At 69.0% G+C, this 20,692-nt stretch carries 22 protein-coding genes; 10 read left to right on the top strand and 12 right to left on the bottom strand.

What is annotated here, in order from left to right:
* Window positions 1-199: 199 nt before the first annotated feature.
* A complete protein-coding gene (locus tag AB0M01_RS33875) occupies window positions 200-739 on the bottom strand; it encodes a hypothetical protein (RefSeq protein ID WP_363676567.1) in 540 nt (179 codons plus the stop codon).
* Window positions 736-2,019, bottom strand: coding sequence for a hypothetical protein (locus AB0M01_RS33880; protein ID WP_363676568.1), 1,284 nt, complete (start codon window positions 2,017-2,019; stop codon window positions 736-738). Before AB0M01_RS33880 ends, AB0M01_RS33875 begins: the two co-directional genes overlap by 4 nt.
* A gap of 530 nt (window positions 2,020-2,549) precedes the next feature.
* Between AB0M01_RS33880 and AB0M01_RS33885 the strand changes: the two genes are divergently transcribed.
* From AB0M01_RS33885 to AB0M01_RS33900, 4 genes are read left to right on the top strand one after another with little or no spacing between them, the layout of a single operon-like run.
* Window positions 2,550-2,960 carry a hypothetical protein gene (locus AB0M01_RS33885; RefSeq protein WP_363676569.1) on the top strand — a complete coding sequence of 137 codons (411 nt, stop codon included), beginning with the start codon at window positions 2,550-2,552 and terminating at the stop codon, window positions 2,958-2,960.
* 2 nt (window positions 2,961-2,962) lie between these two features.
* Window positions 2,963-3,223: a hypothetical protein gene (locus tag AB0M01_RS33890; protein WP_363676570.1), complete on the top strand. Its 261-nt coding sequence runs from the start codon at window positions 2,963-2,965 to the stop codon at window positions 3,221-3,223.
* A gap of 6 nt (window positions 3,224-3,229) precedes the next feature.
* A complete protein-coding gene (locus AB0M01_RS33895; protein WP_363676571.1) occupies window positions 3,230-3,988 on the top strand; it encodes a DddA-like double-stranded DNA deaminase toxin in 759 nt (252 codons plus the stop codon).
* Window positions 3,988-4,428 carry an Imm1 family immunity protein gene (locus AB0M01_RS33900; RefSeq protein ID WP_363676572.1) on the top strand — a complete coding sequence of 147 codons (441 nt, stop codon included), beginning with the start codon at window positions 3,988-3,990 and terminating at the stop codon, window positions 4,426-4,428. The genes AB0M01_RS33895 and AB0M01_RS33900 overlap by 1 nt, the downstream gene beginning before the upstream one ends.
* Window positions 4,429-4,739: 311 nt before the next feature.
* On the opposite strand, the gene AB0M01_RS33905 is transcribed toward AB0M01_RS33900, so the two are convergent.
* Entirely contained in the window at window positions 4,740-5,099 is a 360-nt protein-coding gene (locus AB0M01_RS33905) for a VOC family protein (RefSeq protein ID WP_363676573.1), read from the bottom strand.
* Window positions 5,100-5,161: 62 nt separating this feature from the next.
* Between AB0M01_RS33905 and AB0M01_RS33910 the strand changes: the two genes are divergently transcribed.
* Entirely contained in the window at window positions 5,162-5,617 is a 456-nt protein-coding gene (locus tag AB0M01_RS33910) for a MarR family transcriptional regulator (RefSeq protein WP_363676574.1), read from the top strand.
* Between the two features lie 393 nt (window positions 5,618-6,010).
* On the opposite strand, the gene AB0M01_RS33915 is transcribed toward AB0M01_RS33910, so the two are convergent.
* The 6 genes from AB0M01_RS33915 to AB0M01_RS33940 all read right to left on the bottom strand — a co-directional run bounded on the left by AB0M01_RS33915 (window position 6,011) and on the right by AB0M01_RS33940 (window position 13,660).
* Complete coding sequence (locus tag AB0M01_RS33915) at window positions 6,011-6,367, bottom strand: hypothetical protein (RefSeq protein WP_363676575.1); 357 nt, start codon at window positions 6,365-6,367, stop codon at window positions 6,011-6,013.
* 105 nt (window positions 6,368-6,472) lie between these two features.
* Window positions 6,473-9,607: a glycoside hydrolase N-terminal domain-containing protein gene (locus AB0M01_RS33920; protein WP_363676576.1), complete on the bottom strand. Its 3,135-nt coding sequence runs from the start codon at window positions 9,605-9,607 to the stop codon at window positions 6,473-6,475.
* Window positions 9,608-9,699: 92 nt separating this feature from the next.
* Entirely contained in the window at window positions 9,700-10,812 is a 1,113-nt protein-coding gene (locus AB0M01_RS33925) for a homoserine O-acetyltransferase (protein ID WP_363676577.1), read from the bottom strand.
* 4 nt (window positions 10,813-10,816) lie between these two features.
* The gene (locus AB0M01_RS33930) at window positions 10,817-12,136 is read right to left on the bottom strand and encodes a bifunctional o-acetylhomoserine/o-acetylserine sulfhydrylase (RefSeq protein ID WP_363676578.1); all 1,320 of its coding nucleotides are present in this window, start codon (window positions 12,134-12,136) and stop codon (window positions 10,817-10,819) included.
* 66 nt (window positions 12,137-12,202) lie between these two features.
* Window positions 12,203-12,976 carry an SDR family oxidoreductase gene (locus AB0M01_RS33935; RefSeq protein ID WP_363676579.1) on the bottom strand — a complete coding sequence of 258 codons (774 nt, stop codon included), beginning with the start codon at window positions 12,974-12,976 and terminating at the stop codon, window positions 12,203-12,205.
* Window positions 12,977-12,979: 3 nt separating this feature from the next.
* On the bottom strand, window positions 12,980-13,660 hold the full coding sequence (locus tag AB0M01_RS33940; protein ID WP_363676580.1) for a TIGR03089 family protein: 681 nt from the start codon (window positions 13,658-13,660) through the stop codon (window positions 12,980-12,982).
* 60 nt (window positions 13,661-13,720) lie between these two features.
* Between AB0M01_RS33940 and AB0M01_RS33945 the strand changes: the two genes are divergently transcribed.
* Complete coding sequence (locus AB0M01_RS33945; protein WP_363676581.1) at window positions 13,721-14,002, top strand: twin-arginine translocase TatA/TatE family subunit; 282 nt, start codon at window positions 13,721-13,723, stop codon at window positions 14,000-14,002.
* A 39-nt stretch (window positions 14,003-14,041) separates the two neighbouring features.
* Here AB0M01_RS33945 and AB0M01_RS33950 read toward each other — a convergent pair whose 3' ends face one another.
* Window positions 14,042-14,971, bottom strand: a complete 930-nt coding sequence (locus AB0M01_RS33950; protein ID WP_363676582.1) for a LysR family transcriptional regulator — start codon at window positions 14,969-14,971, stop codon at window positions 14,042-14,044.
* A 70-nt stretch (window positions 14,972-15,041) separates the two neighbouring features.
* On the opposite strand from AB0M01_RS33950, the gene AB0M01_RS33955 reads away from it, so the two are divergent.
* Together AB0M01_RS33955 and AB0M01_RS33960 are read left to right on the top strand one after the other, a co-directional pair.
* Window positions 15,042-15,887 (top strand): SDR family NAD(P)-dependent oxidoreductase, encoded by an 846-nt coding sequence (locus AB0M01_RS33955; protein ID WP_363676583.1) that lies wholly within the window; start codon window positions 15,042-15,044, stop codon window positions 15,885-15,887.
* On the top strand, window positions 15,884-16,801 hold the full coding sequence (locus AB0M01_RS33960; protein ID WP_363676584.1) for an SDR family NAD(P)-dependent oxidoreductase: 918 nt from the start codon (window positions 15,884-15,886) through the stop codon (window positions 16,799-16,801). Before AB0M01_RS33955 ends, AB0M01_RS33960 begins: the two co-directional genes overlap by 4 nt.
* Here AB0M01_RS33960 and AB0M01_RS33965 read toward each other — a convergent pair.
* Together AB0M01_RS33965 and AB0M01_RS33970 are read right to left on the bottom strand one after the other, a co-directional pair.
* Window positions 16,791-17,342 carry a class I SAM-dependent methyltransferase gene (locus AB0M01_RS33965; protein ID WP_363676665.1) on the bottom strand — a complete coding sequence of 184 codons (552 nt, stop codon included), beginning with the start codon at window positions 17,340-17,342 and terminating at the stop codon, window positions 16,791-16,793. The genes AB0M01_RS33960 and AB0M01_RS33965 overlap by 11 nt on opposite strands.
* Before the next feature lie 68 nt (window positions 17,343-17,410).
* Window positions 17,411-18,214 (bottom strand): siderophore-interacting protein, encoded by an 804-nt coding sequence (locus tag AB0M01_RS33970; protein WP_363676585.1) that lies wholly within the window; start codon window positions 18,212-18,214, stop codon window positions 17,411-17,413.
* Between the two features lie 87 nt (window positions 18,215-18,301).
* On the opposite strand from AB0M01_RS33970, the gene AB0M01_RS33975 reads away from it, so the two are divergent.
* Together AB0M01_RS33975 and AB0M01_RS33980 are read left to right on the top strand one after the other, a co-directional pair.
* Entirely contained in the window at window positions 18,302-19,198 is an 897-nt protein-coding gene (locus AB0M01_RS33975) for a siderophore-interacting protein (RefSeq protein ID WP_363676586.1), read from the top strand.
* A 75-nt stretch (window positions 19,199-19,273) separates the two neighbouring features.
* Window positions 19,274-20,683 carry a M1 family metallopeptidase gene (locus AB0M01_RS33980; RefSeq protein ID WP_363676587.1) on the top strand — a complete coding sequence of 470 codons (1,410 nt, stop codon included), beginning with the start codon at window positions 19,274-19,276 and terminating at the stop codon, window positions 20,681-20,683.
* Window positions 20,684-20,692 lie beyond the last annotated feature (9 nt).

Below are 20,692 nucleotides of genomic sequence, written 5' to 3' on the forward strand. Positions count from 1 at the left end.
AGAAGAACAGAAGAACAGAAGAACAGAAGAACAGAAGAACAGAAGAACAGAAGAACAGAAGAACAGAAGAACAGAAGAACAGAAGAACAGAAGAACAGAAGAATTATAGGTTCAGTGCCTGGTTGCTGTTGTCTGTTCAACTGAGAAAGTCTTTGGTTCTATATGATCCGCATCACGGTGTGGCTGCCGCTCAGTTGCGTTATGCCGTGGGTCGAATCATCACCTTGAGCAGGGGTGAAGAAGGAGACGGCTGGCTCTGGCCGATCTCCTCGTATCCCCAGGACTGGTAGAGCGCGTAGACCTTTCCGTCTCCGGCCGCCGGATTGACCATGAGTGTCACGAACGGCTCGGTACGTCTCGCCAAAAGCGCATCGTGAATCCGCCGCGCTGTGCCGGTCCTTCGCCACGCCGTCCGGACGCCGATCTCCTTGAGGGCCGCTGCGGGGCCGTCGGTGTACTTGTCGGCAGGCGGCGGGCTGGTGCGTTCCCAGTACCGGTCGCCGTGCTCAATCGTGTTCGCGTAGGTGTAGCCGACGGGGAAACCATCCGCGTACGCCAGGACTGCCACAAACCCTGGCTCGGCGCCGTGCCTGTCCAGCCTTTCACCGAACGCCGTCACGGCGTAGTTCGGCAGGTGGAGCAGTTCGGACCGCACGTCGGCGTAGACGTCGACGAGGTCGCCTCGTACGTCGTCGATCGTGGTGAATGTGCGCAGTTCCAAGCCGGCAGCCGCGGTCATGCAGGGTTCCTCCAGGTGGCAACGTGTTCGGCCCAAGTCTGCACGGCGGAGCTACTTGCCGCAGTGGCGCGCAACGCAGCGCCGAACTCCTGGAGCATGCGAGTCACCCGGGCGTGCTGGGTGGCGGTCTCGGCGGGGACTTTCATCGCAGTGGCTGTGGCGACGTCGGCCATGCCCTGCGCCAACTGGGCGTGCGCCAGTCTGGTTCTGGTGATCGCAGCCGATCGGACCATGTGAGGTCGAAGGTTCGACAGGCACCGGTGCCCGTGAAACTCTGCGGTCTGGTAGTCCCCCAGGGCCAGGTGGGCCGACAGAGCTAGCGAGTCCAACTCGGCTTGGTCGTAGAACGCGAGCATCCATACTGGCCGCTCGTCGCCAGGGTTGGCGCGCAGCATCGCATCCTGTGCCTGCCCGAACGAGCGGCGCGCCCCGGAGAGGTCCTGCCCGGCTCCCTGAATCGCACCTTGCCGGGCGAGGCCGAGCGACGCGAAGAGCGAATCGCGGCGCGTGAGATGAAGGTTCCGGGCCACGTCGTTGGCGGCGATCCCGTCAGCGGGCCGCCCTGTGTGCCTGTACAGGGTTCCTGCATGACTCCAGATCCGGAACTTGATTGCCTGTTCGCCGGACATCTCGGCGAGTGCCTGCGCTTCGCGCATATGCGTGGTGGCGGCATCGAACCTGCGACCGTCGATCGCGGCCCACATTGCCGACGATCGGAACGCTGCTGCGGAAGCGTAGAGACTACTGCGCACTCGTTGGGTCGCGCCGCCGGAGTTCTGGAGGTTGAGGGCTTGGTCGGCAAGCTGACTGGCCCGTCGCTCGATGTCGACCTGTCCACCGTGACGGTGATCACTGGCGATGATCTCGGCAAAGCGCTGCTGAAGCCGATCAACGTCGCTCATACCGAGGCGCCGTCGTGCGCTGCCGGGACTACTCGATGCAGCGGCCACCGCTGCCGCGATGCCGCCGACGAGCGTACGGCGCTTCATGTCGGCAGCCCCCTGTGGCGTCGGGTTCGAGGCGGGCGAGGTGCGCGCCCGTGGTACGAACCCTAGGGCAGTAATGGGTAGGCCAGTGATGGATTCCAGCGCCTGACGGGTGGCCGTCTTGGGCCATCTGACGCGGCCGGCCTTCCAGTCCCGGACAGATGAACCGTCGAGACCTCCGTGCTTTCCGGTCACCTGAACGAGTGCGTGGTTCACGGCCTCGGCAAGGCTGTTGGAGCTGTGGCCGTGCTCGGCCATCCACTCCTCGAGCGCCCTGTTCCGTCTGCCGTCCATTCCAGAACGGTAGCTCTCACCCTCCGTGGCCGCCAGGCGACCAGGCGCTGATCACCCTAGGCCGTTCTGTGATCAGGTCGCTGATCGCCCTATTCGGAGAGTGACGAACAGAGGTTGTCTGGTGACCCCAAGCAACTCGAGGAGTTGATAGCGATGAGCCCCACAGCTCCGCGAATCTTCGTACTGGATCGACACCGCGATGTCTCGGGAGTCTCTGGCACGGGTCGTGTTGCCGAAGGCGTGATCTGGAGTGATGGCACTGCGGCCGTGCGCTGGCCGGGAGCCAATCCGACCACAGTCGCCTTCGAGACCGGACTCAAGGGCGTGAAAGCGGTTCACGGTCACGACGGTGCGACCGAGGTCAGATTTCTCGATGCCGTCCATCCAGGGCGGGTGCCCTCGGACTTCGAGTGCCCGTTGTCGACCGGCGTGAGGGTACCGACCGCGAGTCATTCCGGTCTCTGCGTCGATTGTGGCGGTGCCTGGCCGTGTGTGCGATGCGTCGACTGCATCGCGGGAGCAACCGAGAAGTGAGCACCGCCGTCGGGCAAAGCATCCAACTGCGGCCTCTGGTGTTGGGGTACGCCTGCCTTGCACCGTTCGCCGGTCGCGGTCGGCACTCGATTGTGCAGGCGAAGCTGTCGAGCTACGCACACCGGGCAGGGCTCCAGCTTGGAACGGTGTATTTCGAGCGAACCGGCTCTCTCCCCTTGTTCGAGCACATCGAGCCGACGCCGGCCTACACGAGTCTTCTCGCCGGCCTCAGGAACTCACCGGCGACCGGCGTTGTCGTGCCGTCGCCGGAGGTCTTCGGAGAAGAGCGGGACAAGCGCATAGCCGATCTGGAGGACGACCTTGGCGTCGTCGTGCATGTGGTCGATGCCGATGACCTCCACGATCCCACGACCAGATCGCGACCGAACAGCCAACGTGAGGAGTGAGCATGTCCGTCGTCGAACAACTCAAAGGGCAACTGCACGCCGTCGCTCAAGAAGCCAACCAGGGCGTCGCCGGCCTCGGTGGCTTCCAGAACAAGTTCAGCCAGGCGAGCCAGCATGTTCTCTCGTTGATCCAGGGGTCAGCGACCGGCGCGGACCGCGAGATTGCCGAGGTGCTCGACGCTGCGTCCAAGTCACTGGCGTCGGCGATGGAGTCACTCCAGATCGCCTCACACAAGTGTGGGCAGTACGCCCAGCAACTCTAGGCAGCCATGCCGTCCGAGCTTCAGCGCGTCGCGCAAGACCTCGTGACCTGCTTGGACCAACTGCCGGCGGTGGCCGCCGCTTTGGACACGCGGGCTCGGCGGTGCCGGGAGACGGCGGGCTACCTTGCGAGCTTCTCCGGCAGTAACCCGGCCCTACAAGCCGCGATTTATCACCTGGACGCAGCGGCCGCCGCGTGTGAGATGGCCTCCCGGCAAGCGGTCAACGCCCATCACAGAGCCAGGAATTGGGCGGCTTCAATGGTCGGCAATGCAGGAGGCAGTAGCGGTCAAGGCAGCACGCAGCGCCCTCAAACAGGCAACCCAGCCGGACAACCGGTCAATCGCACGATGCCCGATGTACCCGACCACAACGAGGCACCAGACCCAAAGGCCCAGACGATCATCCGCCGACTTCCGATTCGCGAGAACGACGAGGGAAAGACGCGCGGTTTCTGGTTCGGCTCGTCAGACGGCAAAGAGTCGCCCTTGGTCAGCGGGCGGGATCGGTTCCAAGAGGAGGCGGACAGATTGGCCCGGGAGCAACTTCGTATCCCGAAGACGACGACCACGTCTCACGTGGAGGTCAAGTTCGCGATCTTGATGCGTGAGCGCGGCCTGTCGGATGAGACGATCTACATCAACAACAAACCTTGTGAAGGTAGATGGGGCTGCCGAACTTGGCTGCCGAAGTTCTTGCCGCCAGGGGCCAGACTCACAGTGCATTGGCCGGACAGCGCGCCGGAGACGTTTGAAGGGGAAGCTTGATGGAATACACGGCGAGCGCGTACTACAAGCATGGTCACGACGAGAACCCTGTGAAGGTCTCAACCGTTGACGAACTCCGTGCACTGATCGACGCGGTGCTGTCGGAGCCGATCGAGAACTCCGTAGTTGCCCTCTACATCAACGAACGACCTTTGGCGCACTACGGCGCACCAGATCACGAATTGCGGCTGGCCGTGGACGCGAGCCGGAAGTTGGGCAGCATCCGGTACACGACAATTGATCAGACTCTTTACGCGGTCGGCATCGCCGCGGGCAAGACCCCTGTTCGCTACCAGTACATGGGCCACGCCGAGGAGTTTCCCGCCGATTCAGCTGTCGAACTGGACGTCCTGCTCGCAGTTGCCGCCGACTTCCTCGCAGGTGGCGCTAATCGCACGCCAGAGGGTGTCGAGTGGAACGACTGGCCGGACGATCTCTGAGAGGTCATCCGCACACCGCGTCCGACTGAGGCGGCTCCAGGGGCTCATTGGCATCCGGATCGGGGCCACCGGAGACAGTGCGATTCGATGGCTCGAGGCAGCAGTACCCCTGCTGCCCGCCGACCGTGAGGATTCGCCTGCAGTCGTGAAACTGAGAGCAGTCGTCCGACGGGTGGGACGCCGCCGGAAGGCCAGGGAGCGATGTGGTCCACGTGGACTTCGTCGCCGAGGTGGATGGTTGGTCTGACGAGGCTCGAATTCAACTCGCTGGCGCTGATTGGTTGATGGCATCGGAACAGGGTGCGGTCTGATCAACTGCGGTCGTGCAGGGTGATCTGGTAGCCGTTCGGGTCTTCGAACGTGAAGGTTCTGCCGAAAGGGCCGTCGGTGGGGGCGGTGACGATGGGGTGGCCGTCGGTTGCGAGGGTGTCGTGGATTGACTGGACGTCGGTGGCGTGGAGCCAGACCGCCGTGCCGGCGCCGGGGTGGGTCAGGTTGGAGCCGGGGATGACCTCGCGGAGGGCGAAGGCGATCGGCTTGGTTTCGAAGACCACTGCGTGGGGTGGGCCGGCTGGGGAGCGGACCAGGCCCAGGTAGTTCTCGTAGAACGCCTGGCTGGCGGCGAGGTCGTGGGCTTGGAGGGAGATGAAGTCGGGGCCGGTGACGGGCATGAAGGCACTCCTCGGGTTGTGTCAGCTTTCTGACACGAAGCAGCGTATGTCAGGATACTGACATGATGCAAGACGCGGTCGAGCTGGAGACGTCGCTGGGGTATCTGCTCAAGGAGGCGTCCAGTGCTCTGCGGGTGGCGATGGAGGAAGTGCTGCGGCCGTTGGGGATGAGCATCACGCACTACTCGTGCCTGGAGTTGCTGGCGCAGCGGCCGGGGTTGTCGAACTCCGAGCTTGCGCGGGGTGCATTCGTGACTCGGCAGTCGATGAACGTGTTGCTTCAGGCGCTGGAGCGGGACGGGTTCGTGGCCAGGCCGGCGCAGGCGCCTGTGGGGAAGGTGCTGCCTGCGCAGCTCACGGCGCGGGGGCGGGCGAGTCTGAAGGAGGCGTCCGCGGCGGTTCGGGCTGTTGAGGTCAGGATGCTGGGCGGGCTGACCGAGGAGGAGCAGGCGGGGGCGTTTCGGATCCTGCAGAGCATGGTGCGTTCGCTGCGTGAGGGCGGCGAGGAGGCGACGTGAGTGACGAGCACCTGACTGGTCACCAGCCGGACGGGCCGGGTGGGGTTTGGCGGGCGCAGGAGCCCGTGCCGGTTTGTCGGTGCGGGCGGGCGGTGGAGCAGCCTTGGCGGGCGCGGGATGCGGCGTACAGTCCGATGTCGTTTGTTGCTGGGCTGGTTTGGTACGTCGTGGTGGGGCTGGCTTGGTTGTGTGAGTTGTTTGTGTTCGGGAGGATTCTGCTCGGGGTGTTGGTGGCCGCGGTCATCGGATCGCTGGTGCTGCAGGTGGTTCGGGGGCATCGCGGGGTGTGCTGGGTGACGAGGGGGTTGTGGTTCGGGGTGGCTTTGCCGGGCGTGCCGGTGCGGTTTGTGGTGTCCTGGGGGTTCTGATCGCGCCGCACCGGCTCGTCGGAGATCAGCCGTCGCGTTTTTGGATGCCGTAGGCCATCACGATGCCGGCCTGGTGGGTGCTGGTCACGCAGAACACGACCGACTCGCTGGTTCTGCTGGGGGCCTTCCAGGCGCCGTACAGCGTCCCGGCGCTCCAGTTGCAGCGGGCCCAGACGCGGTAGGTGCCGTAGCCGGACGTGCACTGTGCGACTGCCTTCACGCGGCGGTCGACGCTGGAGCTGCAGCCGGTCGGCGGGGACGGCTCGCGGGCCTCGGCCGGGGTCGTCGTGCCGACGGTGAGGGACAGGCCTGCCGCGGTCAGCAGCAGGACGAGGGACACCGCTCGGGTCGGCATCGACAGTTTGCGTACGGGCAGATTCAACGAACGCTCCTTCGGTGGGGCTCGGACGACGCCAGGCTAGAAAGCGCGGCTGTCGTCGTACTGCCCGTACTGCGCCCGTACCAGGAGGATGTCTACCCGGGCACGCTAACCACCGGCGGGGTGCAGTTTGACCTCGGCGATGGACAGCGGGTTGGAGCGGGACTCCAGCTGGATGCGGACGTAGCGGGCTGTGGCGTCGAGGTCGATCAGGGTCGGGCTTCCGGCGGTATCGGCCTGGTGGAAGGCCCGTACGCCGGGGGTGTTGCGGGCCTCCTCCAAGGACGGCGCTGTGATGGGGGATTCCGACGCCAGGATCCAGTAGTTGCTGAGGCGGTCGGCGCAGCAGTCGGTGCGGTTGTGCAGCGCCAGTTGGGAAAGCGCCTGGGACTGGCCCAGGTCGACCTGCCACCAGGCCTCCACCGAGGGTTCGGCGGTGTGGGTGACGGAGTTGTCGCCCCAGTTGCCGCTGGTGTTGCCGTCGACGGCTCTCGAGGCTTCGGCGTTGTGGGCGGTGGTGGACTGGGTTGCAGGTTTGCCGCGGGCCAGGTTGACGCGGTGCAGGCCGGTGCCGGCTCGGGCGGTGAGGCCTGCGGTGTGGCGGGCGGTGAGGGTGAAGTCGCCTTCGCCGGAGGCTGTGGTGGGGGTGACGGTGAAGGTGGTGGTGACGGGCTTGCCGGGGCGGATCGCCGGCGTCGGGACCTCGACAGGGGTGACGGTCCAGCCGGGCGGGGCTGCCAAGGACAGCGTGCCGGGGGACAGGGTGCCGGTGATGGAGGCCTTCACTTCAACGGGTTCGAGGGCTACGGCGTCCGGTGCGACCAGCTCGATCTGTGCCTTGGGGCGGGCGACGTACGTACGACCGGCGACGGCGTCGAAGGTGATCGTGCTGCCGGTGCGGGAGTGTGAGACCGGCCGGCCGTCGGAGGTCAGCACGTAGCCGGCGCCGAAGATGTTGTTGCGGAGGGCAACTTTGCCGGAGCGGTCGGGGCGGATCCGCAGTTCGGTGGCGGTCCCGGAGCGCCAGGTCGCGCCGACAGTCAACGCGCCCCGCGCGCGCAGGCCGTCGTACGAGCCCTGGGCAGCCCACGCGTCCGGCAGTGCGGGCAGTACGTCGACAACACCCGCGTGGCTCTGCAGGAGCATCTCCGCGACCCCAGCGGTGGCGCCGAAGTTGCCGTCGATCTGGAACGGCGGGTGGGTGTCCCACAGGTTCTTCAGCGTGCTCGTCTTCAGCAGCTCGGACAGCATCTTGTGCGAGTGGTTGCCGTCGAGCAGCCGCGCCCAGAAGTTGATCTTCCACGCCTTGCTCCACCCGGTGCCGCCGTCGCCACGGCCCTCCAGGGTCTTGACGGCCGCCGCCGCCAGATCAGGCCGGGCGGAAGGAAGGATCTGCCGCCCAGGATGCAGCCCGAAGAGCTGGGACGTGTGCCGGTGCTGGTCGGTCGGGTCGTCCCAGTCCTCCTTCCACTCCTGCAGCTGACCCCACGAGCCGACCTTCGTGCCCGGGTCGAGCCGTTCCAGGATCGACGCGAGCTGCGCCTGGTACGACGACGATTCCCCGACCAGCGGCGCCGCCTCGGACAGGTTGGTGAACAGGTCCCACACGATCTGCTGCGGCATCGCGGCACCGGCGGAGTAGTCGCCGTGCTCCGGCGAGAAACTCGGGCTGACCACCAGCTTCCCGTCCCGCGGATCGACCTGCAGCTCGTCGATCCAGAACGCGGCCAGCTCCTTCATCAGCGGGTACGCGCGCTCCTTCAGGAACCGCTTGTCCTGCGTGAACCGGTAGTGCTCCCAGTAGTGCTGGGCCAGCCATCCACCGGCGTCCGGCATCCAGAACGCCAGCGGGTACCCGATCACACCCGTGAACCCGAACGGATTCGTCTGGCTGTGTACAACCCACCCGTCCGCACCGAACATCTCCCGCGCGGTCACCCGCCCCGGCGGCACCAGCGCGTCGACGAAGTCGAACAGCGGCGCGGTCGTCTCGCTCAGGTTGGTGGTCTCGGCCGGCCAGTAGTTCATCTGCAGGTTGATGTTGACGTGGTAGTCCGAGCGCCACGGCGGGGTCGTCGACTGGTTCCAGACGCCCTGCAGGTTCGCCGGCAGCGGCGAGTTCCCGCGCGACGACGCGACCAGCAGGTACCGCCCGTACTGGAAGAACAGCGCCTCCAGCGCCTTGCGCGCCTGCGGCGTCGCCGTCCCGGCCTGGTACGACGCCAGCAGTTCGTCGGTCGGCACGTCCGGCATCACCTGCCCGAGCTGCAGCGAGACCCGGTCGAACAGCTTGCGGTGGTCGGCGACGTGCCGAGCCTTCAGTACGCCGTACGAAAGGTTGCTCGCGGCATCGACCCGGCCGGTCACCCCGGCGTGCGGATCGACACCCCGGTACGTCGGGTAGACGTCGGAGTAGTCGGTCCCCGAGCTCAGCACCAGCACGGCCGAGTCGGCCCCGGACACCGTGACCGTGCCGTCCGCGTTGTCGGTCCTGGTCCCGCCGGCCGTCAGCACCTGCGCCTGCAGCTCGTACAAGAGCCCGTTGTCGTTCAGCGCGCCCTTGACCGTGATCCGGCCACGCCGGGCCGTCGCGGTCAGGGTGCGGTTCGCTTCGCCGGTCAGGCTCGCGGTGAAGCCGACCTTGCCGCGCCGGTCGGCGCCGATCCGCGCGACGATCACGTTGCCGGGCGCGCTGGCGAAGTACTCGCGGGTGTGCCGGACGCCGTCGACGGCGTACTGGACACCGGCCAGCGAGTTCGCGATGTCGAGGTGCCGCCGGTACGCCGTGGGCGTGCCGCTGTGCTGCATCGCGAGCTTCAGGTCCAGCAGCGGCTGGTAGTCGCCGAAGCCGATCTCGTTCTGGGCGAGCATGTTGGTGGCGACGTCGGGCGCGACCTTCAGGTCGCGGTCGATCAACGTGCGGATGTCGCTCAGCGCGGTCGGCCGCGGGGTGCGCCAGTTGCCGAAGTCGTAGCCCTGCTGGGAGCCGGGACCGCCGGTCCACAGGGTCTTCTCGTTCAGCTGCAGGTGCTCGGTCGCGGGGTCACCGAAGACCATCGCGCCGCTCGCGCCGTTGCCGATCGGCAGCGCCTCGGACTCCCAGTCGGTGGCCGGCGCGGTGTACCAGAGCGCCAGCTCTCCGGGGCTGCGTGGTGGCGGGACCGCCTCGGACGGTTCGGACGGCAGAGTCAGACCGGCCATCAGGGTTGCCGCAGCGAGGAGGGCGAAACCGGCTGTGCGCATCTGATCTCCCAGAGAGGTCCGATGAATTCCGCACACTGTAAGCGGGTGGTCACACGCTGTCTACAGGTCGTCGCCATGGTTCATAGGATCTCTCATCCGGTCAGCGCTCCCGCGATCAGGGCGCCGACCTGCTCCAGCTCGATCAGGAAGCCGTCGTGGCCGTACGGCGATTTGACCAGGTGCAGCGGTACGCCGGCCGCGTCGGCGAGCTCGGTCGACAGGCGCGCGGGGTAGAGCCGGTCGGAGTCGACGGCGGCGACGACGAGGCGCGACCGCAGGTCCTGCAGAGCCCGGACCAGGCCGCCGCGGCCGCGGCCGATGTCGTGGGAGTTCATCGCGCGCGTCAGTACGGCGTACGAGCCGGCGTCGAAGCGGGCTGCGAGCTTGTGGGCGTGGTGGTCGAGATAGGACTCGACGGCGAAGCGGCCGTCGCCCTGAGGGTTGCGGCCGAAGCGGGTCGCGAGCTCGTACTCCGAGCGGTAGGTGGTGTGGGCGATCCGGCGGGCGATGCCGAGACCGGCCAGAGGCGCGTGGCCGGTGTCGTAGTAGTCGCCGCCGTGCCAGTGCGGGTCGGACTCGATCGCGGCGAGCTGAGGTGCGCACCAGGCGATCTGCTCGGCGGTCGCGTAGCCGGTCGACGCCAGTACGACGGACGTCGCGACCCGGTCGGGGAACATCAGCGGCCATTCCAGCGCACGCATGCCGCCCATCGAGCCGCCGATCACGGCGGTCCAGCGGTCGATGCCGAGGGCGTCGGCCAGAGCGGCCTCGGCGGTGACCTGGTCGCGGATGGTGATCGCGGGGAAGCGGCTGCCCCAGGCCCGGCCGTCCGGCGCCCGGGAGGACGGGCCGGTCGAGCCCTGGCAGCCGCCGAGGACGTTGGCGGCGACGACGTAGAAGTCCTCAGGATTCAGGTACGTCGGGAGGAGGCCGTCCCACCAACCTGGTGTCGGTTGACCTGGTCCGGCGGGGCCGAAGACATGCGCATCCCCAGTGAGCGCATGGCAGATCAGCACCGGCAGACCGGTCGGATGTCCCCAGGTTTCGTAGGCGATCGTCACGTCCGGCAGCACCTCGCCGGACTCCAAAACAAGCGCTCCTACTGAGAAGAACTGCCGGAAGCCGGCAGGATCGCCCGCCCGCCACCCACCGGCCACCTGACCTGGTGAGTGGTCCGCCTCCACGGGCGGGCGATCCTGATCCATGGGGTCAGGCCGTCTTGGCGGCGGCGAAACCGGCTTCGAGGTCGGCGAGGATGTCGTCGACGTGCTCGATGCCGACAGCCAGCCGGACCAGGCCCGGCGTGACGCCGGCGCCGAGCTGGTCCTCGGCCGAGAGCTGGCTGTGGGTGGTCGAGGCCGGGTGGATGACCAGCGACCGGACGTCGCCGATGTTCGCCACGTGGCTGTGCAGCTGCAGCGCGTCGACGAACCGCTTGCCGGCCTCAACGCCGCCCTTGATCTCGAACGCGATCACCGCCCCGGCGCCGCGCGGTGCGTACTTCTGCGCCAGCGCGTACCACGGCGACGACGGCAGGCTCGCGTACGCGACGCTTTCCACCTCGTCGCGCGCCTCCAGCCACTGCGCGACCGCCAGCGCGTTGTCGACGTGCCGCTCGATCCGCAGCGACAGCGTCTCCAGACCCTGCGTGATCAGGAACGCGTTGAACGGCGACACCGCCGGGCCGAGGTCACGCAGCCACTGCACACGCGCCTTGAGGATGAAGGCCAGGTTGCCCAGCTCGCTGCCGACGCCGAGCGCCTGCGCGTAGGTGAGGCCGTGGTAGCTCGGGTCGGGCTGGTTGAAACCGGGGAAGCGCTCCGGGTGCGCGGCGTAGTCGAAGTTGCCGGAGTCGACGATCGCGCCGGCGATCGCGGTGCCGTGCCCGCCGAGGTACTTGGTGGCCGAGTGCACGACGACGTCCGCGCCGTGCTCGATCGGCCGGATCAGGTACGGCGTCGCCACCGTGTTGTCGACCACCAGCGGTACGCCGTACTCGTGCGCGACCTTGGCGACCCCTTCGATGTCGAGGATCTCCGACTTCGGGTTGGCGATCGTCTCGGCGAAGAAGACCTTGGTGTTCGGCCGGATCGCGGTCTGCCAGGACGTGAGGTCGTTCGGGTCGTCGACGAACGAGACCTCGATCCCGAGCTTCGGGAACGTGTAGTGGAACAGGTTGTAGGTGCCGCCGTACAGGCTCGGGCTGCTGACCACGTGGTCGCCGGCCTCGGCGATGTTCAGCAGCGCCAGCGTCTCCGCGGCCTGGCCGGACGAGACCAGCAGCGCCGCCGTACCGCCTTCCAGGCTGGCGATCCGCTGCTCGACGGCGTCCTGGGTCGGGTTCTGGATCCGGGTGTAGATGTTCCCGAACTCCTGCAGCCCGAACAGGCTCGCCGCGTGGTCGGTGCTGTCGAACGTGTACGACGTGGTCTGGTAGATCGGCAGCGCCCGGGCCTTGGTGGCCGGGTCGGACGTCTGGCCGGCGTGGATCTGCCGGGTCTCGAAGGACCAGCTCGGGGTAGTAGTCATACAAAAACGATAAAGTTACTGCACATTGACTCCGGGTGACTGTCCACGGAGTGGACAGTCAGAGGGCTACTTGCCGGGGCCGGACGGCGTCAGGTCGAGCGGGTTCGGGCCGAGCAGGATACCGCCCTCGACCGGAAGGGTGACGCCGGTGATCCAGGCGGCGTCGGCGGAGGCCAGGAACGCGACCGCGGCCGCGATGTCCTCGGGCTCGCCGACGCGGCCGAGCGGGTAGAAGGTGGCGAAGCGTTCCAGGGTGCCGGGCTGGTTGTCCCAGTTCGGCGTCCGGACCGTGCCCGGGGCGACCACGTTGAAGCGGACACCGCTGGAGCCGAAGCGGGCGGCGAAGTTCAGCGTCATCGCGACCTGACCGGCCTTGGCCGCGGAGTACTCGAGGTTGCCGAACGCGGCCAGCCCGTTCACCGAGCTGATCGTCACCACGTTGCCGCGGCTCTCCAGCAACTGCGGGAGCGCGGCCTGGATGCACTGCGCGGCGCCGACCAGCGTCAGGTCGAGCTGGCGGTGCCACTCCTCGGCGGGGGTGTTCTCCATCTTCGACGTCACGATGCAGCCGCCGGCGTTGTTCACCAGGACGTCGAGCCGGCCGAACCGCTCGACCGCCGCCGCGACCGCGGCGTCGATCTGCGCGCGGTCGGTGACGTCGACCCGTACGGCGAGCGCGTGGTCGGCGCCGAGCTCGGTCACCAGGGCGTCGAGCTTGTCCTGCTGCAGGTCGGTGGCGACCACCGCGCCGCCCTCGGCGACGATCCGCCGGGCCACCGCGGCCCCGATGCCCTGCGCCGCCGCCGTGACCAGCGCGACCTTGCCCTCGAACCTCTGCACCGTTCAGTCCTCCACGACTCGGTCGACCTTCTCGTCCGCGATCCGTCGCTCCAGCTTGGCCGGGTCGAGGTTGCGGCAGAGCACGATCGAACCACCGCCGGAGATCACTCCGGCCAGCAGTTCGATCCCGACCGGGTCGACCAGCGACCGGGTGAGCAGGATCCGCTCGGACACCGGCGCCGCGGCGGCGATCAGCTCGGCGTGCGTGCGTCCGTCGTACGCCGGGCTGGTGGCGGCCGGCGGGTTGATCGGCACGAACAGGTCGGGGTGGTTGTAGACCTCCGCGCCGTAGTCGTGCACGCCGTCCGGGACCGGGTCGCGGAAGCGCCCGCCGAGCGGCAGCAGCGCGGACGCGACCGACTCCCGGTTGCCGCGGACGCGGAAGTCCGGGCCGGTGATCGCGAGGTCGCCCTCACCGGTGGTCACCGACGCACCGGCCGACCAGGTCGCGAGCGCCCAGACGACGCCGAGCCAGTGCGGCGGGAGGCCGATCGCGACCGTCTCCTCCGGCTCGAGCTCGTACTCGTCGACGAGCAGGTTCGCGGTCTTGGCGACCCAGTTCGCGGTGGTGACCGCGCTGAGCTCGATCCGCTCACCGGTGACGTCGTCGTAGTGGGTCAGGAAAGGGCTGGCGCCGTCGCGGCGGACCGCGGCGGCGAACAGTTCGGGCAGGGTTCCGGCCATGCCGAGAAGCCTACGTTTCACATTCGGGGCTAATGTAGCGGGGGAGAAAGAAGGCTTCAGATGGAGACTCTGCTGGCGCTGCCCGAAGGCGGCGAGTGGATCGTGCTGCTGATCGTCGTGGTCCTGCTCTTCGGCGCCAACCGGCTGCCCGAGCTGACCCGCAACACCGCGAAGGCCCTGGTCGAGCTGAAGAAGGTGACCCGCGAGGCCAAGCTGGACCCGGCCCCGCAGGAGTTGCCTGCCGAGGAGCGAGCCGTCGAGCGGGAGGCGCCCGAACCGGCGAGCGACGCGCCGCTTGCCCAGCCGCCCTCGGCCCAGCAGTCGCCCCCTCCCACCAGCTGATCCGGGCTGTTGATCTGGGCCGCTTGATCCGGGCCGCGATCAGGCGTCGCCCGGGGTGCTCAGCTCGTGCGACGCAGTCCGGATCGCGCCGATCAGCAGCTTGGCCGGCTCGGGGATCGGGCCGGGCAAGCGCGCCAGCAGGATCCGGCGCAGCTCTTGCGGCCCACCCCGCACCGACAGCACCCGCACGCCGGCCGGCACCGCGTCCACCAGCGACTCCGACAGCGTCGTGATCCCGGCGCCCGCCGCGACCAGGTGCAGCTTGGCCAGCCAGTCGCGCGCCGTGTGCGCGATCTCCGGGCGCTCGTCCAGTCCCGGCCAGACGCCCATCAGCTTGTCCTCGCCGGCGCTCGGCCCGGCGATCCAGCGCTGCCCGCGCAGGTCGTCCACGCCGACCTCGTCGTACGCCGCCAGCGGATGCCCGGCCGGTACGGCGAGCCGCAGGCTCCGCTCGGTCAGCGTCTGCAGCTTCAGCGCAGGCGTCTCCAGATCCGGCGGCCGGAACGGCGGCGCCGACGCGAGCAGCGCCAGGTCGATCGTCCCCGACCGCAGCGCCCGGACCAGCGTTGGCGTCGTGCCCTCGCGGCTGGTGACCGAGATCGCCGGATGACTGCGGCGCAGCGCCCCGAGCGCTCGCGGCAGCAGAACCGCACCGGCGCTCGGGATCCAGCCCAGCCGAACCGTGCCGCCGCTCACCGGAAGCCCCGCGAGCTCCCGCGCCGTGCTGTCGAGCTCGTCCAGCACTCGCGCCGCTGACCGCAGTACGACCTGACCGGCCGGCGTCAGCCGCACGCCTTCGCGCCGCCGCTCCAGCAACGGCGCCTGCGCGGCCTTCTCCAGCGAGGCGACCTGCCGCGACACCGCCGACTGCGTGTACCCCAGCGCCACGGCCGCGGCCGTGAACGTGCCGCGCTCGGCGATCTCGCGGAACACCCGCAGCGCGGTCGGGGAGACGTCGGTGTAGTCCATGACGTTTACGCATATTACCTGTGCTCAACTCTCGTTGGAGTCATGGCCGAACCGTTCCTAGATTGGCGTCATGAACACACGAGTCGCAGTGGTGACCGGTGCCAACCAGGGCATCGGTCGTGCAGTGGTGGAAGGTCTGGCCGACCGGTTCGGCCCGGACGACGTGATCCTGCTGACCGGCCGCAATGCCGAGCGGGTCGCTGCCGCCACGAAGGAGATCGGACGCAAGCAGGTGGTCGGGCGCGTGCTCGACGTCACCGATGCCGGCGCGGTGGCCGCGCTGGCGGCCAAGTTGCAAGCGCAGTACGGCGGGGTCGACCTGGTCGTCTCCAACGCGGTCGGGCCGCTCGTCCCCGAGCGCACCCAGGCCGAGCAGGTCGACGAGTTCCTGGCTGTCGCTAATGGCGGAACGAGCGCCGTACTGCGGTCGTTCGAGCCGGTGCTGAAGCCGGGCGGCCGGTTGATCGTCGTGGCCAGTTCGCTGGGCACGCTCGACCACCTCGATCCCGCCGTCCAGGGTCGTTTCGACGGCGTGACGCTCGATCAGGTCGAGGCCGCGGTCGAGGAGTACCGGGTCGCGATGCACGCCGGTACGGCGGCCGCGCAGGGCTGGCCGGACTGGATCAACGTGCCGTCCAAGGTCGCCCAGGTCGCCGCGGTGCGCGCCGTCGCGGCGGAGCGCCGTACGGCGGACCTGGCGAACGGGACGCTGATCGCCGCGGTCTGCCCCGGGCTGGTGCACACGCGGGCGTCGCGCCCGTGGTTCGAGGACTTCAGCCAGGCGCGCACCCCGGAGGAGGCGGCCGGGCCGTTGCTCGACTTCGCTCTGCAGCCGCTCGACCCCAGCACGTACGGCGAACTGGTCCGCGACGGCAAGGTGCTGCCGTGGAACCCCGGAGAGGAGGGACAGCAGTGATCAGCACACCTTTCGGTTTCAGCAGCACCGCGGCAGAAGTTGCCGAGGGCATCGATCTGACAGGGCGCCGGGCGGTGGTGACCGGCGGCGCGTCCGGGATCGGCGTCGAGACCGCGCGGGCGATCGCCGGAACCGGCGCCGAGGTGACGCTCGCGGTCCGCGATCTCGCGGCGGGCGAGGCGGTGGCCAAGGACATCGCCGCGACGACCGGCAACGAGCTGGTCCGGGTCGCGCACCTCGACCTGACCGACCAGGACTCGGTCGGCGCGTTCGTCGCGGACTGGCAGGGGCCGCTGCACATCCTGGTGAACAACGCGGGCGTGATGGCGAGCCCGGAGACGTTCACGAAGGAGGGCTGGGAGCTGCAGTTCGCGACCAACCACCTCGGGCACTTCGCGCTCGCGACCGGGCTGCACACCGCCCTGGCCGCGGACGGCGCGGCGCGGATCGTCGTCGTCACCTCGTCGGGCCACCAGCGCTCGCCGGTGATCTTCGACGACCTGCACTTCGCGTTCCGCCCGTACGACCCGTGGCTCGCCTACGGCCAGTCGAAGACCGCCAACGTCCTGTTCGCGGTCGAGGTGACCCGCCGCTGGGCCGCCGACGGCATCACCGCGAACGCCGTGATGCCCGGCGCCATCCTTACCAACCTCCAGCGCCACCTGGAAACCGGCCGCAGCGGCTCGGTCCGCCCCGACCAGATCAAGACCACCGAACAAGGCGCCGCCACCTCGACGCTGCTGGCCGTCTCGCCGCTCCTGGAAGGCATCGGCGCCCGCTACTTCGTCGACGCCCAGGAAACCCCGGTCGTCCACCAACGCACCGGCAACTTCACCGGCGTCGCCGACTACGCCGTCGACCCCACCAACGCCGAACGCCTCTGGACGGTCTCGGAGCAGCTGCTCACACGCTGAACAGATTCATCCGGTACGCCGCCGCGCGCGGGTGAAACGCGAGCAGTCGCAGCAGCGCCCGGTACGCGACCGGCAGCCGAGCAGCTACTGCCCGCTGCGGTAGGGCAAGCGAGCGGGAGTCCTGCAGCCGCAATCCCCAGGGCTCCAGCTCGCGCGGCTCGTCACAAGCCCACGCGAACGCGGCCTTCGTGTGCCTGAGCGCGTCGTGGGTCCGCTGCCCGTCGACCATCGCCCGCCCGGCGGTGTCGAACGCCACCAGCGCACCGGGAAAGTGGTCGTGCACCAGCGCCACGGCGTACTGGGCGTCATCGCGCGGCAGGTAGAACAGCACGGCTTCGGCGACGAAGAAGTACGGCGCCGGATGCGCGCGCACGGCCTCGATCCAGGCGGGATCGGTGATCGACCCGGCGAGCATCCCGCGCCGCTCGCTCGGCGCGAAGAACTGTCGCCGCAGCTCCATCGCGTCGGGGAGGTCGAGCTCGAACCAGTGGCAGGTGCCGTTGTCGAGGCGCTCGAAGCGGGTGTTGAGGCCGGCGCCGATCTCGACCTCCGTCCCACCGGGGTTGGCGCGGAGGAAGTCGCTGACCTAGGCGCCGAGATGGGGCTGCATCAGTCGTTCATCCGGCGCCAGTAGCCGCAGAAGTAGATGTGGGACTTGTCGAAGCCCCGGTCGGTGACGAGGTGGCGGCGGACGGAGGTGACGAGGCTCGACTCGCCGGCCAGCCAGGCGTACGGGCGGCCGGTGGGGAGGGCTGTCTCGCGGAGGCGGCGCAGGAGGAGGTCGCAGTTGGTGGGGCGGGGTTCGCCGCGGTGCAGCCAGTGGATGCGTACGCCGGGGTGGCGGGGGATGTGGAGCTCGTCGGCGCGGGTGCCGACCTCGATGAAGGCCAGGGCGCGGGCGCCGGGATCGAGCTGCTCGATGATCGCGGCGATGGCGGGGAGGGCGGTCTCGTCGCCGACGAGGAGTTGCCAGTCGGTGTCGAGCGGCGGTGCGTAGTCGGCGCCGTCGCTGAGGATGCCGAGGCGGTCGCCGGGAGCCGCGGTGCGGGCGAAGGTCGAGCCGGGGCCGTGGCCGTGCAGGACGAAGTCGATGCCGAGGCGGCGGGCGCCCGGGTCGAAGGCGCGGACCGTGTAGTTGCGGACGACGGGCCTGGAAGCGTCCGGCATCTCCTGCAGCTCCGGCCACCAGCGTTCGGTCGTCGGCAGCACCAGCGCGGCGCCGGGCTGCGGCGGCAGGAAGATCCGGACCAGGTGGTCGGGCGCGGTGTACTCGAACCGGTCCAGCTCGGGCGCGCCGACGGTGACGCGGACCAGCTGCCGGTTCAGCACGGTGCGCGCCAGGACCGTGGCCGCGATCGGCCGGCGTACCAGTTCCAGGCCGGCCGACAGGCCGGGATCCACCCCGAGGCTCATGCAGGTTAGGTTAGCCTTAGTTGAGTCGTGGGGTCCATGGCTGGTGAGGAGATCGCGGTGTCACAGGGAGCGGTGTCACAGGGAACCGTGTCACAGGGAACCAGGACGATCCGGTCCGAGATCCGCAGGCTCACCCGGTCGGGGGACTCCCGGGTGATCTGCCCGGTCACCGTCGTCGCGGTCGAGCCGCTGACCCCGGGCTTCAGCCGGGTGGTGGTCCGTGGCGACGGGCTGGCGGCGTACTGGACGATCCGGCCGGCGGACGCGTTCAAGCTGATGATCCCGCCGGACGGCACCGGCAGCGTGCGGATGCCGAAGCTCGGCCCGAACGGCGCGCCGGTCTGGCCGGCCGACCGTCCGCTCCCGCTGATGCGGGCGTTCTCGGTCCGCTCGTTCGACCCGGCGACGCTGCGTCTGACCTTCGACGTCGCCCTGCACGGCGCCGGCCCGGCGATGACCTGGCTGGCCAGCACCCGGCCGGGCGACACCCTGGTCCTGCTCGGGACGCGCCGCGAGTTCTCCATCGGCGACGGCGTCGCGAACCACCTGCTGATCGGCGACCCGACGTCGCTGCCGGCGATCGCGAGCATCGTCGAGTCGCTCGATGCCCCGGCGACGGTCTTCCTGCAGGTGGAGAGCGAGGACGACCAGGTCCTGGTCCCCGGCGACGTCCAGTGGATCGTCGGCCCGCCGGGCGTCGGCCCGGACTCCCCGCTGGAGAAGGCCGTTCGCTCGTACCCGCGCCTGCGCGGCCGCACCCAGGCCTGGCTCGCCGCCGAAGCGGGCGTCGTCCGGTCGCTGCGGCCGTACCTGCTGAAGGACCTGGCCGTGCAGCGCGACGACCTGCACACGGTCGCGTACTGGATCGCCGGTCAGACCGCCGAGGGCCGCGACGCCGAGCAGATGCGCTGGTACGCGAAGGCCGGCGCGGAGGGCCTGGACACCACCGACCCCGCCGTTCTGCAGGGGCTGGAGTTCTCCTGAGTACGACGAAGGTCTGACCCCGGTTCCGACCGTGGGCCGATGCTTGCCCTCGGCATGCTTTCTAGGGTCGTCGGTATGTGGACACCTGTGGTCGCGGTAGCGACGAGTCTGAGTCTGTTCGGTCTGGGCGATCCGGTCTGGCCGGAGCTGGGGAACGGAGGGTACGACGTCGTCCGGCAGAAGCTCGACTTCGGTTTCGCCGACGACCTGGGCACCTACACGGCCAGTACGACGCTGACCGGGCAGGCGACCCAGCGGCTGCGGGAGTTCGACCTCGACCTGCTCGGCCCGAAGGTCAGCGCGGTCAAGGTGAACGGCCGCGCGGCGACCTGGAAGACCATGCCCGAGGGCGAGCTGGTGATCAAGCCGGCCGCCGCGGTCGGGAAGGGCCAGGCGTTCGTGGTCAAGGTCGACGTCCGCAACGACCTCCCGGAGACGACCGCGCAATCGCCGTTCCCGCCCGGCCTGATGCGGATCGACGGCTGGGTGCAGACCGAGAACCAGCCGTCCGGCGCGCGCCGGATGCTCGCCGTCGCGGACCACCCGGCGCAGAAGGCGCCGACCGACATCAGCATCACCGGACCGTCCCGGCTCAACTCGATCGCCAACGGCCAACTCGTCGCGACCGTGAAGAGCGGCGCCCGGACCACCCGGTTCTTCCACGAGGACCGCAAGCTCGCGACCGAGCTGCTCCAGGTCGGCCTCGGCCCGTTCACCGTCCTGCACGCCCGCGGCCCGCACGGCCTGGACCTCCGGTACGCCGTACCGACCGCGCAGCGGGCCGCGATCGAGCCGCAGCTGGCGTCGTTCGACCGCTCGGTGCGGTTCCTGGAGCAGCGGCTCGGCAAGTTCCCGGGTCGCCGGGCCGGGGCGTACATCACGCCGGCCGGCGGCGAGCTGGAGACCCAGGGGCTGACGCTGCTGAACGCCGAGAGCATGACCAAGGAGGGTTTCGAGCAGAACGGCACCGAGGCGGTCGTGCTGCACGAGCTCGCGCACGAGTGGTTCGGCAACTCGGTCTCGCCGCGGCAGTGGTCGGATCTGTGGCTGAACGAAGGCCACGCGGTCTACTACCAGACCGTGTTCGGGGCGGAGCACTGGGGAAACACGACGGTCGCCGAGGCGATGCGGTGGACGTATGAGGACAAGGATCTCGACCTGTTCTCGCACGGGCCGATCGCGCAGCCGGATCCGGCGACGTTCCCCGGAGAGCAGCAGCTGCTGAAGCCGTACGACGTGGCGGCGTACCAGGGTGGCGCGTTGACGCTGTACGCGCTGCAGCAGGAGGTCGGGGCGGCGACGTTCGAGAAGATCGAGCGGACCTGGGTGCGGGAGCACGCGAACGGGCTCGGGAGCACGGCCGAGTACATCGCGAGCGCGTCCCGGGTGGCCGGGCGAGACCTCGGACCTTTCCTGCGCAGCTGGCTGTACGGCACGAAGCTGCCCGCGATGCCGGGCCACCCGGACTGGAAGCCCGCGCACTGATCCCGGGGG

The organism is Kribbella sp. NPDC051770 (assembly GCF_040681455.1).
Taxonomy (GTDB): Bacteria; Actinomycetota; Actinomycetes; order Propionibacteriales; family Kribbellaceae; genus Kribbella.